General features: G+C 27.8%; 15 protein-coding genes. 13 read left to right on the forward strand and 2 right to left on the reverse strand.

Annotation, left to right across the window (positions count from 1 at the left end):
• Nucleotides 1–677: 677 nt before the first annotated feature.
• Nucleotides 678–1,517 carry a helix-turn-helix domain-containing protein gene (locus CJ229_RS06800; protein WP_102167100.1) on the reverse strand — a complete coding sequence of 280 codons (840 nt, stop codon included), beginning with the start codon at nucleotides 1,515–1,517 and terminating at the stop codon, nucleotides 678–680.
• A 614-nt stretch (nucleotides 1,518–2,131) separates the two neighbouring features.
• On the opposite strand from CJ229_RS06800, the gene CJ229_RS06805 reads away from it, so the two are divergent.
• From CJ229_RS06805 to rpsI, 12 genes are all read left to right on the forward strand, one after another.
• Complete coding sequence (locus tag CJ229_RS06805) at nucleotides 2,132–2,770, forward strand: hypothetical protein (RefSeq protein WP_102167101.1); 639 nt, start codon at nucleotides 2,132–2,134, stop codon at nucleotides 2,768–2,770.
• A gap of 357 nt (nucleotides 2,771–3,127) precedes the next feature.
• Nucleotides 3,128–4,297 carry a radical SAM protein gene (locus CJ229_RS06810; RefSeq protein WP_317846538.1) on the forward strand — a complete coding sequence of 390 codons (1,170 nt, stop codon included), beginning with the start codon at nucleotides 3,128–3,130 and terminating at the stop codon, nucleotides 4,295–4,297.
• On the forward strand, nucleotides 4,278–5,174 hold the full coding sequence (locus CJ229_RS06815) for an ABC transporter ATP-binding protein (protein ID WP_102167103.1): 897 nt from the start codon (nucleotides 4,278–4,280) through the stop codon (nucleotides 5,172–5,174). Before CJ229_RS06810 ends, CJ229_RS06815 begins: the two co-directional genes overlap by 20 nt.
• On the forward strand, nucleotides 5,171–5,962 hold the full coding sequence (locus CJ229_RS06820; protein ID WP_317846539.1) for an ABC transporter permease: 792 nt from the start codon (nucleotides 5,171–5,173) through the stop codon (nucleotides 5,960–5,962). Before CJ229_RS06815 ends, CJ229_RS06820 begins: the two co-directional genes overlap by 4 nt.
• Before the next feature lie 565 nt (nucleotides 5,963–6,527).
• Entirely contained in the window at nucleotides 6,528–6,944 is a 417-nt protein-coding gene (locus CJ229_RS06825) for a hypothetical protein (protein WP_102167105.1), read from the forward strand.
• 297 nt (nucleotides 6,945–7,241) lie between these two features.
• Nucleotides 7,242–7,364, forward strand: a complete 123-nt coding sequence (locus tag CJ229_RS06830; protein ID WP_257993672.1) for a hypothetical protein — start codon at nucleotides 7,242–7,244, stop codon at nucleotides 7,362–7,364.
• A 56-nt stretch (nucleotides 7,365–7,420) separates the two neighbouring features.
• Nucleotides 7,421–10,219, forward strand: coding sequence for a lantibiotic dehydratase (locus tag CJ229_RS06835; RefSeq protein ID WP_317846540.1), 2,799 nt, complete (start codon nucleotides 7,421–7,423; stop codon nucleotides 10,217–10,219).
• 19 nt (nucleotides 10,220–10,238) lie between these two features.
• Nucleotides 10,239–11,465 (forward strand): lanthionine synthetase LanC family protein, encoded by a 1,227-nt coding sequence (locus CJ229_RS06840; protein ID WP_102167107.1) that lies wholly within the window; start codon nucleotides 10,239–10,241, stop codon nucleotides 11,463–11,465.
• Nucleotides 11,466–11,490: 25 nt separating this feature from the next.
• Nucleotides 11,491–12,621 (forward strand): hypothetical protein, encoded by a 1,131-nt coding sequence (locus tag CJ229_RS06845; protein ID WP_070622595.1) that lies wholly within the window; start codon nucleotides 11,491–11,493, stop codon nucleotides 12,619–12,621.
• A gap of 4 nt (nucleotides 12,622–12,625) precedes the next feature.
• A complete protein-coding gene (locus tag CJ229_RS06850) occupies nucleotides 12,626–13,819 on the forward strand; it encodes a tetratricopeptide repeat protein (RefSeq protein ID WP_070622594.1) in 1,194 nt (397 codons plus the stop codon).
• A 12-nt stretch (nucleotides 13,820–13,831) separates the two neighbouring features.
• On the forward strand, nucleotides 13,832–14,734 hold the full coding sequence (locus tag CJ229_RS06855) for an ABC transporter ATP-binding protein (protein WP_102167108.1): 903 nt from the start codon (nucleotides 13,832–13,834) through the stop codon (nucleotides 14,732–14,734).
• A 227-nt stretch (nucleotides 14,735–14,961) separates the two neighbouring features.
• Nucleotides 14,962–15,027 (forward strand): 30S ribosomal protein S9, encoded by a 66-nt coding sequence (gene rpsI, locus CJ229_RS08830; protein ID WP_419181885.1) that lies wholly within the window; start codon nucleotides 14,962–14,964, stop codon nucleotides 15,025–15,027.
• Nucleotides 15,028–15,149: 122 nt separating this feature from the next.
• On the opposite strand, the gene CJ229_RS06860 is transcribed toward rpsI, so the two are convergent.
• Nucleotides 15,150–15,389, reverse strand: coding sequence for a hypothetical protein (locus tag CJ229_RS06860; protein ID WP_145998127.1), 240 nt, complete (start codon nucleotides 15,387–15,389; stop codon nucleotides 15,150–15,152).
• 337 nt (nucleotides 15,390–15,726) lie between these two features.
• On the opposite strand from CJ229_RS06860, the gene CJ229_RS06865 reads away from it, so the two are divergent.
• Nucleotides 15,727–16,932 carry an erythromycin esterase family protein gene (locus tag CJ229_RS06865; protein ID WP_102167109.1) on the forward strand — a complete coding sequence of 402 codons (1,206 nt, stop codon included), beginning with the start codon at nucleotides 15,727–15,729 and terminating at the stop codon, nucleotides 16,930–16,932.
• The last annotated feature ends 668 nt before the right edge of the window (nucleotides 16,933–17,600 follow it).

Consider the following 17,600-nt stretch of genomic DNA (forward strand, 5'->3'; position numbering starts at 1 on the left):
TTTTCTAGATGAAGTAGTTATATTAGTGTAAATATCCATTGTAGTTTTTATGTAGATATAAAACAAATCACAACAAAGTATGGAAAAATGTATGTTTGTGAAGATTGAGATTGTGGGTTTGTAATCTAATGATGTATTAATTAAAAGAGAAGGGCAAATATTATCTGATATTGAAAAAACGAAACCAGTTCATTCGAAAAATATGAAAGCATCAATCGAGACAACATTACAAAAGTTACAAGCCTATGAGATGGAGTAGAAGAAGTATGGAAGAGGTTATTTTTCACTTCTAACATCCCTCTAATTGGTAAATTAGAGAACCATGGAGTATATCAAAAATTAAGATTTTAAAAAACAAATTATCATTTTTTAACAAATAAAAAAACTATGGTATCTATATTTTTTAACAAGAAAAAATATAATTAGACCAAGATATTAGTATGCAGACAAAATACCATATACTAACTATAAAATTAGAGTTAAAAGAATAGTCATTCAAGCAGAATGGCATAATAGTAAAATAGATTAAGAACACCACACAGAGTCTAAACAGCAAAAGAGTATTCACAGTAATTATTTATGTGGATACTCTTTGAAATATAAATAATATTTTATGGTGTAATTCAAGTGTTCTTCTTCATACAAAGAAATATAGAAATTATCATGAATCAATAAAGTTATAAGTATATAGAACTATCTTTTAAATGTTTCATTTCTTCTTTAACTTGTTGGGGAATATCACTATTTTCAATTTGAAATGTCATATAAGAAAGCTTAAGATACGTATGTGCTAAAGAAAGTTTCTTATTTTTATATATAACATAGAGAAAAAAATAACATTTACCTAATAAAAAAAACGTTTTTTCATTCAATAACATTTCTATAAGCTCAATAATAACCTCTTCAGATTCTTTTTTGTAATTATTTTTAAATAGTGCGTGTGCATAAGAATATTTGACTTTAGAATTAATATCTATCGATTCTACCTTATGTGTATCAATGTAATGTATACAGTTTGTTGCTACTTCCAATGCTTTTATGTAATTATTTTGTGAAATATAATTGAGGATTAAAGTGTTTAATATTAATAAATCTAATGAATTTTTAGGCTCAGATATTTTCAAATGGTTACTGATGATGTTTTCACATAAAATATATTCTTTTTTGTAAAAATGTATAACTGCCTGACACCAATTTTTTATTTTGAACCAGTCTCTACTTAAGCTTTCATTTTTAAATGAATTTAATATATTTTCTAATTCTTTAATATTTTTTTTATAAATAAAATGTTGCATTAATAGGAATAACGCATGTTCTTTTTTAGTAATTTTAATATCAGTAACTATAACGGTTTCAAGTTTTAATCGATTGCATATTTCTACTAATAAATGAGAGTTTATATCATGTAATCCTGACTCGAATCTATATAATGTGGATTCACTACATAAATTCTCGCAAATATTTTTCCTCGATAAACCAAGTTGGATACGCCGATTTTTAATGATCTCATTCAACAATATATTTACCAACTTTCTAAGCAAATTTGCATATATAAAACTTTATAAATTTATTATATAATTTAAGCTAATAAGAATACAGAAATGAGGTATATATATGAAAAAATTTGTTATATCACTATATATTTTAAGCTCAATACTATTGTTTATAGGACCTTTTGTAGATCCAATTATAGGAGAAATTTGAGTGAGAGCAATATAATTCTATTTATGTTGCAATTATACCATTCATTATTGACGTATCAAGTAAGAACTCTATTGAGACAAGAAAGAAATTTATTATTAGAAACAATAAAGTATATAAAAACAACACTAAAAAGAACAGGAGGATTCCAAATGTTTTAATTACAATTGTTGCTAGAAACACAATTATTAACTGTAGGCGTTAATGAACTTAATTTTAACTATTGAACTATAGAAAAAATATATAAAGGAGTGTTTGTAAATGAAAAGACTCTATATATTAAGTTTAATTATTATTAGCACTTATATTTTGTTAGAAAATTTTACATCTCTATTACCACAAAATGTAATGATTAAAAAAATGATAGCAATTTTGATCATCATCTTTTCAATAATAATAATAATTATTAGTATAAAAAAGGAGAAATAATATGAAATTTATTAAAATAATATCTTCAATGTTTGTAATGATACTTTTACTGTCAAATTTAACTGCCTCTGCTTCTTCTATAAAACTAGATTTTAGCAAAGAAAGAAGTTTACCGATGGAAGAAATTGATTTACCAGAAATAAGCGAAGAAAATTTAGATTATGCTTTGGAAATAGCTAATTCTGATTTAGAAGAAAAAGCGATTTTTGAAAATGGAGAATTTAAAAATTATTATCAATCAAATGAAGATGCAAAAGTTTCAGTAGTAGCTTTTAACAAATTTAATGAAATTTTGAAAGTGTTAAACGAAGAAATAAATAAAGGTAATATTATTACGGATGGAAGTTTATTAGATATACAACTAACAGAAGACAATTCTATTAAAGCAAATTGGTCTGTATCAAATAAATGGTATGGAACTGTTCTTTCTATTACAGGTACAGAAGCAAATAAAATTCAAAAAGTCTTAGCAGCTGGTGGAGGAGTAGCTGGTCTTGCTACAGCTTTAGGCGGAATAAGCGGAATCTGGGCTGGAGTAATTTTTGCTTTATATGGTTTAGGAGAGTTATGTAATTGGAATAATAAAGGATATAATGTTCATAGATCTTGGACTGGTCAATTTTGGTGTACACCTAAATAATATTAAACAGTTATATGGCTTCATTTTATGGCCTACAATATAACAATTATTCAAGGAGAATGAGGTGAGAAAAATGTCAAAAAAAGAATTTTTAAAAGGTTTAGCAGAACGTCAAAGTGTAAAGGCGTTAGGTTGTGGTACTAGTAAAACTAAAAACACAAAAGGACCAATACCAATTTAAAAAGGGGAGGTATTTTTTTACCTCTCCTTTTTAAATATATATAATTTAGAGGTGATTTAGATGTATATAAACTTTAAAGAAAAAATAAACCTTCATATATTTGATGATTTTGGAATATTGTTAAAAGGGGAAGAAAGTATTATCTTAGTTCATCTGAAGTCTTAATAATAAAACTAATGAAGAATCAGCAAACATTAGATACAATGTCAAAAAAATTGACTAAAGAAATTAATGATATCAGTGAAGAAGAATCAAAAAATATTATTCTAAATTATTTATCCTCTTCCTCTTCCTCATTTAAATATTTAATTACCTACTCTGATAAACCTTTAGAGAATAATCTTAATATTACAGGTGAGATGGGTTCACAGTATCCTCGAGAAATACTTTTAGAAATTACTAACAGATGCAATTTAAAATGTGTTCATTGTTATAAAGAAGCTGGATATGCGAAAAGAGATGATATAGAAATTAATAAATTACTCTCTTTTTTAACTTTTTTAAGTAAAAAAGTTAATAATATACAACTATCTGGTGGAGAACCAATGTTGCATCCTAGATATAAAGAAATATTTAATTTTGTAACCCAAAATTTTAAATATCCAACAATTACAATAGCTGCAACATTGATTACAAATAACAATGTAAAATACTTAAAAGAGTTTAAAAGTGTTCAGGTTTCTTTATATTCAGACAATAAAGAAGAACATGAAAGAGTTACCCTTATTCCAAATTCATTTAATAAAACAGTTCGTGGAATCAAAATATTAGTAGAAAATGGAGTGTCAGTTACAGTTACTAACATAATTACAAAAAATAATATACATGATTTGGAAAAATATATTAATTTCTGTGTATCATTAGGAGTTGCAGAAGTTAAATTTGGAGAATTTAGTCGAGTAGGAAGAGGTATGAACTTAAATCGAAATTGGGAATTGAGTGAAGAAGAAAATGAGATCGTAACTCAAAAAATAAATGAACAAATTCAAAAATATAAAAATGATATCTATATTTATGAATGGAACGAGAGTGAATTAGAAGAAAGATTTATTGATCCTTATCATAAAGGATTCCCGTGTGGAGCAGGAAATTTATCATGGACTGTAACAGAAAAGGGAAATATTAAACCTTGTGTATTTTTACCTGAAGAAAAATTCTCTACAGCTAATTTTTATATGGATACATATGAAAATATAGTTAAAAAGAATCATATCAAAAAACTTCCTATAAACATGAAAAAATGGGAAATGGAATTAAATAAAGTAGATAAAAGTACCGAAAACATTTGTCCAGTGATGATTAATTATATTAGGGGTTTTGAAGAATATGAAAAAAACAGAAAATAATTTAGCGATTAAGATATCTAACTTATCTAAGATATATATAAAGAAGAATAAAAAAGTAGTTGCTTTAAATAATGTAGACATAGAATTAAAAAAAGGAACAATTACGTGCCTACTTGGTGAAAATGGTGCAGGTAAATCTACCTTAATTAAATGTATCTTAGATTTAGTTATTCCAACATCAGGTAACGTTGTTTTTTCAGAGAATAACTCTCTTTCTAACATTGGCTGTATTTTAGAAGGTGAACGAAATATTTATTATTACTTAACCGTCTATGACAATTTGTATTATTTTGGGAAATTAAATAACATCAAAAGAAAAGTTCTTATTGAACGCATCGATGATGTTTTAGACATGCTCGATTTAATGGATAAAAAGCATACATATGTAGGAGAGTTATCCAGAGGAATGCAACAAAAAGTAGCTCTAGGTATTCTTTTAATTCGTGATCCACAAATCTTACTCCTAGATGAACCAACGTTAGGACTTGACGTCGAATCCACAAATATTTTACTCGTACATTTAGTGAAATTAGCAAAAGAAGGGAAAACGATTCTGTTAACGACTCATCAAATGGAAATAGTAGAGATGATTGGTGAGGAAATTATTCTCTTCAAGAGTGGTAAAGTCCTAAAACATGATACAAAAGAGAATATATTGAAGCAATATAACCCAAAAACTGTGGTAGTGATTCAAACAGATAAGAATGTCTATTTCGATAACGCTGAATTTATAAAAGCTGATGAGTATACATACGAAGTACCAATAGAACAGTTTGAAGCTTTTTATCAAGGTTTAAAAGCGAGTGATGTACAGATTCTTTCAATGAATAAGAAAGATAAAAACATCAGAGAGATTTTCTTAGAGGTGATGAAATGAAAGATATACTACATGCTGAATTTTTTAAATTCAAAGGAATGTTTAAGAGATATTATATTGACTCAATCGCAGAAGTCACTTCTTATATCATACTATTCACAAGTCTTACATATTTTATTGTTTCTACAAGTGAAGCAGATAACATTATTCCGCAAATATTAATTGGAGTTTTCATTTGGTTTATTGGCATAAATGCGATTGCGATATTCACTTTTATACTACAAGAAGAGATGGCATTAGGTACATTGGAACAAATATTTTTAACGAAGACGAGTCTTACGAAGATGCTTTTAGGACGTGCAATTTCGACATTTATTTTTGACTCTATTGGTGGTGTTGTCTTATCTATCTCAACGGTGTTTGCACTTGTTTTTATATCACCTGCGCTTAGCATTTCAGACATGAATTTAATAGTGATTTTAAATCCGCTATTAATACTGGTGATTTTAGTAACAATGGTGGGGATTTATGGATTTTCTTTTATTTTAGCAGGACTTTCGATTATATTTAAAAGAATCTCAGCGATTACAGTAATTCTAAACTATATGTTTTTATTCATTATTGGAGTGATACTTGCTGGGGATACATTGCCGTTAATTTTAGATATCTTTTCTAAATTTTTACCCATCACTTGGGGAGTCATTGTCATCAGTGATATTTTTAACGGAGATACGAATGTTATGAATATTATTTGGTTAATAATTAACTCGATTTTGTATTTTGTAGTTGGACTATATTTATTTAACAAAATGACTTACATCGCAAGAGTTAAAGGAACGCTAGATTAGTATTAAAAATAAGACTGTTTCTAAAGTTGAATATGGAGTGATAGAACCTTTTAAAAAATATCATTTTATAGAATATAGTACTAAGACACGAGAATCATTCTGGTGTCTTTTTTGATTCCTAATTTCTAAATTAACAGTTTATAAAACGACAGTTATTATTTATAAAAACGTTATACAAATAAAGAAAAAATAGTCATTCAAGAAAAACGTTGTAGAAGTAAAATAGGATAAGTGCAATACAAAAAAATAAATCTAAAAAAACAGAACTATCTTAGTAATGAAATTAATATACAACATCCTCAATCAGTAATGTAACTCATACGTAACTAGGATTTCTCTGAGAGAAGAAGGGTATATTATATAAAATATTAATCAACTGTTACATGAAAGAATGAATCAATATTTTATGAACAACTCTTTAATAGATTTTAATCATAAACTAAACAAATTCGCTTCTATACTAGATCAGTTGATACAAGAACAAAATAAATTGGGACAAAGTAATGAAATATTAATGAATTTAATTTTGGATTTACTTGGTGTTTCAGAGTAAAGGATGAAAAGAATGTGGGAAAAAGATAGAATAAATATTGTTATTTCTAGAGAAGATTTAGAAGAAATAAATGATTATGTCAGTAAAAATAATGAGTATAATTCTAGATCAGATTTCTTTGTAAAAGCAGGGTTGCAGAAAATTATAGCTGATAAAAATGAAAAAGATTTAGTAAATGAATCAATGGAGAAAATAAAATATATTGATAAAAATGTAGAGTTATTACTACAAATGTTAGTTGGTTTCATGTTTAATAATGAAATGGCAGGAATGGATGATTATTATAAAGAGTCTGTTATTTATTTTAAAGCACAAAAAGCTTTAGACAACTATTTTAAAAAGAAAAAGATGAATAATTTAAATGAGAAAACTTCTAATAGAAAAAGAGAAGTCAATCTTGACTTTCTATATAATTCCGATGATCTTTAAGTTAAAAAATTATGATAAACTCCAAGAAATTAGTATTATCAATTGTATATAGTTCATGAGACCTCTTAAATGAACCCAATAGAATTAATTACATGCTATATTAGTTACTAAAATTCTCCGATTTTGTAAAAGTTTTATAAAACAGTTTTAATAAATTTATTATCCATATACAATAAAAATAAAATAATTAGTATATCGAAAACTACATCAATAATATGCGATAAAAAGAAAACGCTTGCATTATTTTGATTATTGGCATAATATTGAATTTAATCCTATAGAAAGGAGGGAAAGGTCATGAAGTTAGAACTCAAATTGGATGTTGAGAAAGTAAAAGTTGAAAAACCTACTAAAGGTTCAGCTTATACATCTTATTCATCATGTTCATGCGTTAATCCGCCATGCCCAATCCGTCCGTAAGGTAAAACGGTCAATGATAATTATCATTGACCGTTCTAAAATATAGGAGGAACAATATGGAAAAATCTATTTTTAATTATATATATATTAGCAGAGAACCAAGCTTAAATTTCAATAAAAAGTATTTAAACAAAGAGTTTATAGATAATAAAGAATTTGTGGATTTAGTAAACTTCGATAATTTAATTTTAAGGAATTCAAAAAATTTATCAAATAAAATAAAAGAAGGTAAACAAACATTTGAAATAAACAGAGCCATTTCTACATATCTTAGCAAATTAGCTTCTAAACCAACACCATTTGATTTAAATAGTAAAATAAAAGTTTATAATAAATTTATTAAAAAAGATGAGTTCTATCACATAGAATTTTCTACAGAATGCTTAAGAAATATAAAAAAAGACTTTCTAAAAAATTCACACAAACTATATGAGTTAAAAGTAAAGTTTAATCCACTATTTAATGTGAATAATGATAGATTAGATTTTTATTACTTATTAAATAATGACGATGCTAAATACATTATTAATGATAATGACATTTTGAAATTAGTACGAAAGCATTGTTATATGAATGAAATCACTCTTGAAAAATTAGTTAATCTAATACTAAAAAAATATGCTGAATTAAATAGGGATGATTTGTTAGACTTTCTTCTAGATCTTATAGATAAGAATATTTTAGTATCTGAATTAGATTTTTCCAATAAAGATACTAATGTTGTAGATACCATTAGTAAATTATCTAATAAATTAAAGTATAAAAATGAACCTATAATAAAAATAATCAAATGTTTAAAAGATCAACAATCACTGAGTAACTCTTTCGAAGAAATTAAACGCATAGAATCTGGTCTAAAAAAAATATTTAAAAATTTAGATAATAATGCTTTAGTTGTTGAATCATACGAATTTTGTAACAACCATCCACTTGAAGAATATGAAGATATCTTAATGGAAATAATTAATTTATATCTTACCTTTGGAGGACGAGTTAGTTATATTGACAACAAAATAATTAATTGGTTCTTAGAAGATAACGAATATAATCTAGTACCTTTAAAAGAACTTATTAATAATCCACAATTTAAAGAGATATGGAGTAATAGTGTGACCTATACCCCTTCAAAAAATTTCTCCATTTTAGAAGATATAATTGAATGTAACTATTTTGAGAAAACAATTGAAATAAGCGAACATATTGATGAAGGTTTATTAAATCAAGAAAACGAAGTAATCGGACTAAACGGAGAGATAGTATTTTACATAGGTAATAGAGGAAAAGTTATTTTGGAAACTAACCCATTTAGTGATAGTTTTCTGAAAATTAGTGGAAGATTTTTAAGAAATACAACAGAAGATATCAGAAATGATGTGAAAGCAAAAATCGAAGAAAAATCTTGCTTACAAGAATCTGAATACTTACATTCAGAACTAGATATCCTTACAAAAAATCCTCACTTTAATAATATTAATAAAAACCCCTCTTTATACGGTTCAGTAATTAATTTAAATACGTGGAATGATGAAGAGGAAAATCTAAATATAGATGATTTATACGTAGGATGTTCAAATCGTGAACTCTACTTATGGTCAAAAAAACATGAGAAAAAAGTTATTCCTCATGTGTCGAATTCAGCTTCTTTAAATGATAGATTCCCTGTTATATATAATTTCCTTGCAAAGATGGGTTTAGAAAAGCATAGAAATGTTACAGATGCTTTTATAACATCAAGTAGTAATAGAAAACATACTCCGGAACTAACATATAAAGGTCATATAATTTTAAGGGAGCAATGGAAGTTAGACAGTACTTTTAAATACCAAATTAGACAAAAGAAAATTGATGTGAAAACAGCTTTTAAAGATTGGCTAATTAGATGGAACATAGAAAATGAATACTTAGGACTTTCCTTAGGAGAATCTCCGATGGTATATAACTTAAAAAATGAATATCATTTAAGTACTATTAGTAAGATAATAAGCAATAATCTTGATAGAATATCAACAATTGTTTTTATAAATGTAGATAGTCAAATACATGAAGAAGATTATATTTTCGAGCAATTTGTGCTAGGTTATTATAACGCTCCCCTAGGTCAAGATAATGTGAAGGAATTAACAAATTATTATCACGATGATAGATGCTATAGTCAAAAATGGATTTATATTAAGATTTACTATGAGGAAACGAGTAGAAAGAGAATTTATAAAAAAATTAAAGATTTTATTGATGAAAACTCTATTCAAAATTGGCATTTCATAAACTACAGAGATCCTAGTGAGCACATACGAATAAGGATTTTACCAGCAAATGAAAAAATAAAGTCTAAAATTATTTACTTTATAAAAAAACTATATGGTGAACACTTCATTTACAAATATCAATTTGAAGCTTTTAATCCAGAAATTAACCGATATGGAGGCATAGAGAATTATAATAATATTTTAGATTACTTTTCTATTAGTTCAGAGTTAGCTATTCAACGAATTTGCTCCAATGATACATCACTAGAGGCCATGACATTAGAAATTTACTATATTCTAAATAAACATTTTTATTTCTCCGACAACGAAATTCTAGAATTATATAAGGAATTTCGGAAATATGATTATGAGATTTACAGAGAAAAAAAGAGAGCTTTAAAAGAAAACTATACATTTTATGAACCATTTTATTTATTAGATTATGATTTTTCTAAAATTATATCTCAAATAGCTAAAAAGTATGATTCGGATCTAATAAAATCAATTATTCACATGCACATAAACAGAGTAATGGGAATTAATAGAAACGAGGAAAATAAGATATATTGTTTATTGGCGAACTTTATTTTATCTAAAAAATATTTTTAAAATTTGTAAAGAGGTTAACATGAAAAATATTATTATATCGCAGGCAATTAAAGCTTTAGATGATTATTTGAAAAATTATTCTAAATATATTTCAAGGGAAAATGTTTTAACTTTAGCGGAAGGAATTCCAGGTGCTGTAATTTTATATAACGAAATAAAACCGTTTCTCTCAAATAATGAAATTAAATATTTTGAAGAAACTTTAATTACGAAAATTATAAAAGAATTCAATAAAAGAGAGACGTTTGATTTAGGGCTTTGGTCTGGGTTATGCGGAATAAATACATCATTGATTTTATTAAACTCTTTTAATGATCTTGAAGATGTCATTTCCGATTTGCAGCAAGTAATAGAGAATGAGTGTGAAAATTTTTTTAATTATCTGGAATCTAAAGATTGTCAAGAAATAAATTATGGAGATTTTGATTTGTTTAGCGGTTTAACTGGTATTTTAAAGTATTTGTTATATTCAAATCAAAAAAACATATTAAAAGATATAAAACTTTTAGAAAGAGGAAAAAATATATTTATAAATTTTATAAATGATGAATGTTTAGACGGAAAGCCAAAGTTTTTTATTTCAAACAAAAATATGATTGGGAATCTAAAAAACAGCTTTAAAGAAGGGGGCATAATTTTAGGTGCAGCGCATGGGATAGCCAGTTTCATAAGTGTATTAATATCCCTATACCAAAGGGAATTGATTAATGAGCAAACGCTTAAAAAAAGCTTAACTCTTTTACAAAAAGAATATACGTTTACCTTAAATAAAAATAACGCTTTTGTTATTCTGAATAATAATGATTGTAATTATAATTTAGGAGTTAACAATTCGTGGTGTTATGGGTTACCTGGTATATTACCAGCTCTTCTTAAAAGTTTAATTTATTCTAACAATTTAACCCTAAGGGAGGGGGTTAAGAAAAGCTTAGCTACATGGAATCTTAAAGAAATTGGAAATACGATAGATATGAACAGTGACATTTTTTGTCATGGTAAAGCAGGAATACTTTATAGCAGTTTGTTGATAAATGAGTTTAATTTTGAAACAGGTCAGTTACCAAAAATTTTATTTGAAGAATTACTTAAAGATATAGAATATTGCAGTTTTAAAGATACTTCTGAAATCCCAGGGGAGGAATCAATTGTAAAACACGGATTACTAGTAGGCAATCTCGGAGTATATCTTGTATTAATAAGTTATATAAAGAAGGAAAGATTCAAAGCAGATTGGGTATTTTATTGATAATAATCGTAAGGAGGAACAGCCTATGAAAAATATGCTTAAAACTTTTTTAAAAGTTGAAGCTAAAAATATCAAGTTTAAAGCGGCTTTTATTATTTTACTATTTACGATTGTTGGATGTATCTTCTATCTAGATAGAGCTTCATTTAATGATTTGGAAGAAAGTGCTGCGGGCGAAGTCATTGCAATGAATTCGGCACTAGATCAATTTAGAAAAGTCGATGCAACGGACACGGAACAATCATCTCCTATTTATCGCAATCTGATTCAACAAACAAGTCATCTTGGAACTCGTACCCTCGGAATGAAATTTAATGATAGTGATACTATAATAGAAGGCTCTCTTGCACTCGCAAAAGAGCGTCAAAACATATATCAGTTAAGGGGTTTTAAAGAAATAGAAGAATATATCCCTTCAACACGCAAGAACCAATTAGATCTGGTGAAATATCAAACACTTGAGAAGGAAAATAGAAGTGTTTACATAAAAAATAATAATTTACCTTCTTATATTCTTCTCGTCATTACAACATTTGGATATTTTTGGTATTTATATTGTGGGATATTAAGTTCTGATATTTTAATTAACGACGATAGACATAGTTCTATTGTTAATAATTATCCGTACAGTATTGGACAAAAATTACTATCTAAAACTGTGAACTATATTTTATTATTAGTAAGCTTTCTAACTGGTGGCATTATCTTATCGATGATTTTAGGGCTAATCAAGTATAATGCTGATTTTAGTTATCCTATTGCTATACTCGGAACGAAGTATCAAACAGTTGATGTAATGACATTTATATTAATCAGTTGGGGATATTTAGTTATATTAACAATCACAGCAGTATTAGTTTCAATTCTCTTAAACTATTTCATCAAAAATATTTACATTATTATTTTTATTCATATGGGATTCTTTTTTCTAGGGGGATTATCCAGTATATTTTCGAGGTTTACGTGGATGCTACCATATCATTATCTAAATTATACAAACGTTTTTAATGGTATTGTTGCTGAAACAACAAATCCTATACAAGCAAATATTCTATTTGGCGGACTGTCTTTAATGATTACATGCATATTCCTTGTCGTATTTATTTATATTCGTTTCCATCTATCAAGTACGAACATAAGAAAGAAAGAGGTGTGATAGTATGGGGTACATCCAATGGGAGTTAAAAGATTTTTTAAGAAACAAGAAAAATCTTTTGATTTACGTATTATTTTTTTCAGTCAGTCTCTATTATGCTTTCTTTCAATCAAGTGATTACAAACCCATCGAACGTGTTAATGAGTCTGAGATTTTGACGCGTTATGAAGATCAAAAAGAATTTCTAGATAATGTAGAAGTTGGAGAAGGAACTCATCCTATGACAGCCTTTGCTGCACATGTATTTCCAGAATTAAATCAATATGATAAGGGAAGACTAGATGCTTTAAAGGATAAAGATTATACAAAGTATTCAAAAATGACGTCCAATTGGTATCGTTACATGGATGAAATTATTTATTTTAACGAATTTGATAGTTTGAGATATAATCCAAAATACTATTCATATGGAAATCGATTCGCAAAATATGATGGGCATTACGGATATAATGTGTCTGCAACAGAATATCAAGCTTATGCAAAAGCAGATTATCCACTTTCAATTGATATATTCAATAAACAAACAGCACTTCAAACGCTAGAACGCTTATTAAATCAAGGACTAATTAGCATTTTACTCGTACTAACGTTTTTATTAACAAATGATATTGTTACAAAAGATAGACTCTATCCTTCTATTGTAGAGGGGTTTCCAATATCGTCATTTAAAAAGTTGTTGTACAAAAGCCTCGTAGCATTCATAGGAACATTATTTCTACTTATTCTGATGGTTCCGGCATTTATTTTAATTGGGATTAAGAATGGATTTGGTAATTTAAAATTACCAGTAGTTGTATATGATTTTGAATTTCTAAATCTAGGAAACTTTTATACTATTTCGATGGGACACTACCTAGTTCAAGTATTCTCATTATTTTTAATATGGGTCGGAATTATTATTGGACTAGTTATCTTGTCCAGTATTCTATTTAAAAATGAATATGTAAATTTAATATTCATCTCAGTTCTATTTATAGGAAGTGCTTATTTACAGCGTGGGACGATGATTAATGAATATGTTAGCTATTTTTTCACAACATATGCAGATATTGGCAATATCGTTATAGGAAAATCAAATTATCTTTATTATTTAGATACACCATCGTTTAAATTTGGTGTATTGATTCTAGGATTAACACTATTAGTTATTATCTTAATAGATATTATATTGGTTAAATTCACGAAAAAGTTGACGTAAGGAGGAATATAAATGATTCAAATAGAAGATATAATTGTACAATTTGGAGACCGAAAAGTTTTAAATAATATAAGTGCTACATTTAATGATGGAGAGATTATCGGTTTAGTTGCGCCAAACGGGACGGGAAAGTCAACGTTACTGAATGTTTTGATGAATTATTTACCTCCGACTTCTGGAAAAGTTATTATTGGGGAATCTTTAGAGTATACAAGTAAAAGTAGAGAAGCCTTAATAAGAAAGCATATTACTATGATGGCAGATCAGAGTGATTTGTATCCACACTTAAGTGGGATAGATCATTTAAAGATTTATGCAGATATGTGGAAAGAGACTTCTATAGATCCAAGCAAAGTTGTAGAAAGACTGAAAATGGGACATTATGTTAATAATAAAACGAGAACTTACTCACTCGGAATGAAACAGCGACTATGTTTCGCAATGCAAATGGTCGCAAACACTAAATATATGTTGATGGATGAAGTGATGAATGGCTTGGATCCGGATAATGTGGAACTCATTTCGAAATTATTGGAAGAAAAAAAGAGAGAAGGCAAAGTCATTTTAATTGCTTCTCACTTACTCGAGAATTTAGAGAAGTATGCAGATCGCATTCTTTTCTTAAATAATGGACATTTTGTTTATGAAAGAGATTATAACAAGATAAATAATGAAGATTATTATTTAAAATTTTCTTCAAGACAAAATGAAGATATTGTTAGGGACATTCATAAAGAATATCCTAAGATTAACCTGAAAGAATTAAGTAATGAACGTCTTATTGTGAAAGTTAATGAACTATCACAACAAGAAATAGAATACCTAAAAAACATCATTACAGAAAAATATAAATTGAGCTATATTATCGATCCATTAGATTTATTAGATCATTATAGTATTGAATATAATTCATAATCGTTTTACTAATGTAGAGATTTTAAAACTCTATTTCTTATAATGAGCTTTAAATAGTGCTATTAAAATAGTTTTGTAATAAATAGTAACTGCCGACCAGCATAAATTTTAATACCTAATTAATACCCTTTGTTGAAACAGTACGAAATTATATGATGTTAATAATCGATAGAAACATTGTCATATCAAGGATAATGAAATCTATGATTTAATACGGAAACTCAAAAATTATTGAGCGTATGAAACCAGGTCTTAAGAAAGCTCGTAAAGCACCACAATTCTCTAAACGTTAATATGCTTGAATTGTTGCAAACTTGTTTGCTTACAAGTCCAGTAGGCAAATTGCGTCAGCAATTTGTGTTCATATAAAAATTACAAGCACTTCTCGAGAAATCGAGGAGTGCTTGTTTTTATGTTATAACATATCTAGCATTTCAGGATGGAATACAGACAATATTGTATTACCTTTAGTTTTTAAGTCCTCATTAGAATTGATATTTCCTAAATCTATCATTGCTCTTGCAGTTGGGTATGGTGATTGATGTTTTACGCCTTTATTAATTGCGATATTATAATATTTTATCGCTGTTTCCGTATGCTTATGTACTAAGTTGTAAAGAGTTCCGAGATGATAAATAGAGGGAACTCCATCCATTTATTTAAAAAGGCCTTTAAATCATCATTGAAAAGTAAATAAACTCATATTATTTTTAATATATGCACTTAGATAAATGCAATGAGTAAATGTACTTATTATGTAAATAAAAAGGGATTATAATCAACTCCAAAACAGTACATATAATGGTCGTTTATTGGAATGATGATTCGTCTCTAGAATGTGTCAATTTTTCCATTAATATCTGAATATTTAATTAAAATTTGATATTATTATATTATACAAATATTTACATGAGAGGATTTTTATTATGTATAATGATGATTTTTATAATAAATTTCTTAATAATATTAAATTACATAAGGGGTTTTATTAAATGAAAAAGGGGTTCTTAAAAGCAATGGGTACTTTGCTGATCACTACATCAATATTAGTCGGATGTGGTACTGATGCCAAAGAGTCCAGTGAAAATTCTGCTGACTACTATGAATTGGATAATGACATTGAGGCTATCGGAGATATATTAGGGGAACACGACATTGTCATACTGGGTGAAAGTACGCATTGGTCATCCGAGGTCGCGAAACAAAAAACAGATCTCATAGATTACTTGGCAGAGGAACATGACTTCAACCTATTGTTTCTAGAAACAGGAGATTCAGAATTTAATTACTATCAAGAGAGCGGACTATCCATGCAAAATGGTGTAGCAACTCAATATCGACAAGAGAGCATCAAGAAATACTTGAATGGGACAAAACAGCCGATTAAAACTTTACCGATGGATTGGTCACCAGTTTTTTCGGGTAATAGAGCGAGTTCCGTCTCAATTTTAGAGAAGAACATTGTGGAGGAAATTTCTGAATACGATCCTGATCTTGCGGAAGCATTTAAGCGTTCAGAATTCGCTTTGCGTGACTGGTTTTCTAAAGGGCTTTTACAAGGGCAAAAAGTGGGGCATTTTGAACGCCCGGAAAATGTATATGAAAATATTAGAAATCGCCCTTTCTTTAAAGAGCTAACACCTGCAGCACAAAATTATATCGTTTCAAGACAGGAGAATATTGAAAAGTACTATTCAAAAATAAATTTTAATGAGGGGCTTAGCGAATACTACGACTATCGAGAGATTGGGATGGCAGAGAAGGTGTTAGAACAAATGACTAAAGACGATAAAGCAATTGTATGGGTTGCGAACGGTCATTCTAATTATGATGTGACATCCGTAGAATATACTAATGAAGTATTCGTCGAGCAAAAGAGAAATGAGCGTGTCGAATCTCTTGGCGCATTGCTTCGAGAGAGTGATTACAGTGTGTATAATACAGGGTTATTTCATAATGAAGCCGACAATTATGAACTCCTTCCTGAGGATTATGCAACACCAAGAAAAGAGAAAGATGAGACATTAGAAGGCTATATCGGTAATCGGGTTCAAAAAGACATCTTTATCGATTTTGCTACGAGTGATTTTGTAGAAGAAAGACGGTATACAATTTTTTGGGAAGGGTTTTATGACTCCAAAATGGTGCCACAAAAACAGTTTGATGGTCTAATCTACATTGATCACATTAAAGAATGACTCCGGTACAATACCAAGGACATCTACTTGCAGCATAACGCTTTTTAAATTGTCTAGATTGTGGGTTCCAGTTCATAATTTTAGTCAATAACTTTTAAGTTCATTATCAGCATGTTCTGGGTAGACCCTAAATAGACATTAGAGGGATATTGATTTCACTGGTGTCACTTTCGATGTTATTTTGCACTGATTTAAGCGATAATTTGCACTCTAGTTAAGAAGCCCAGCTAATCTTTTCACGAAGACAGCTGGGCTTTTAAAGTTAGTTATGCAAAATAACACTTAAGATATATGCAATTTACCGTCAATAATGACACGCCTTTTTATCGTAAGTACTATTTTGTGTGTAAAACGGTCGTTTTATGTACATAAAACTTTATCGATTAACAATCATTATTTTATATAGTCACAACTATTGAAAATTTTTGTAATTCAAATATTAAGAATTTATAATATAGTATTTAAAATCTGTTTTAATACTACATTTCTAATCTCTATTTTTTTTCATTTTACTCATCTTGATAACTGTAATTCTAAAGCTCTAATTGTATAATCTTTTTCTAGGTAAGAAAAGTCGTTTAATAAACTCTTTATTTAAATAAAAAAATAAACTTATTACTACATAATAATCACCACTCATAAGATAATTAAAAATTAAATTTTCTTTA

Origin of the sequence: Nosocomiicoccus massiliensis, assembly GCF_002871345.2 — a bacterium.
Classification (GTDB): Bacteria; Bacillota; Bacilli; order Staphylococcales; family Salinicoccaceae; genus Nosocomiicoccus; species Nosocomiicoccus ampullae_A.

Bases quoted from the DNA above. Each gene is read 5' to 3' on its own strand.
- CJ229_RS06810 (WP_317846538.1), top strand. From the start codon at position 3,128: ATGAAGAATCAGCAAACATTAGATACAATGTCAAAAAAATTGACTAAA.
- CJ229_RS06850 (WP_070622594.1), top strand. From the start codon at position 12,626: ATGGGGTACATCCAATGGGAGTTAAAAGATTTTTTAAGAAACAAGAAA.
- CJ229_RS06835 (WP_317846540.1), top strand. From the start codon at position 7,421: ATGGAAAAATCTATTTTTAATTATATATATATTAGCAGAGAACCAAGC.
- CJ229_RS06825 (WP_102167105.1), top strand. From the start codon at position 6,528: ATGTGGGAAAAAGATAGAATAAATATTGTTATTTCTAGAGAAGATTTA.
- CJ229_RS06860 (WP_145998127.1), bottom strand. From the start codon at position 15,389: ATGGATGGAGTTCCCTCTATTTATCATCTCGGAACTCTTTACAACTTA.
- CJ229_RS06830 (WP_257993672.1), top strand. From the start codon at position 7,242: ATGAAGTTAGAACTCAAATTGGATGTTGAGAAAGTAAAAGTTGAAAAA.
- CJ229_RS06815 (WP_102167103.1), top strand. From the start codon at position 4,278: ATGAAAAAAACAGAAAATAATTTAGCGATTAAGATATCTAACTTATCT.
- CJ229_RS06855 (WP_102167108.1), top strand. From the start codon at position 13,832: ATGATTCAAATAGAAGATATAATTGTACAATTTGGAGACCGAAAAGTT.
- CJ229_RS06845 (WP_070622595.1), top strand. From the start codon at position 11,491: ATGAAAAATATGCTTAAAACTTTTTTAAAAGTTGAAGCTAAAAATATC.
- CJ229_RS06820 (WP_317846539.1), top strand. From the start codon at position 5,171: ATGAAAGATATACTACATGCTGAATTTTTTAAATTCAAAGGAATGTTT.
- CJ229_RS06805 (WP_102167101.1), top strand. From the start codon at position 2,132: ATGAAATTTATTAAAATAATATCTTCAATGTTTGTAATGATACTTTTA.
- CJ229_RS06840 (WP_102167107.1), top strand. From the start codon at position 10,239: ATGAAAAATATTATTATATCGCAGGCAATTAAAGCTTTAGATGATTAT.
- CJ229_RS06865 (WP_102167109.1), top strand. From the start codon at position 15,727: ATGAAAAAGGGGTTCTTAAAAGCAATGGGTACTTTGCTGATCACTACA.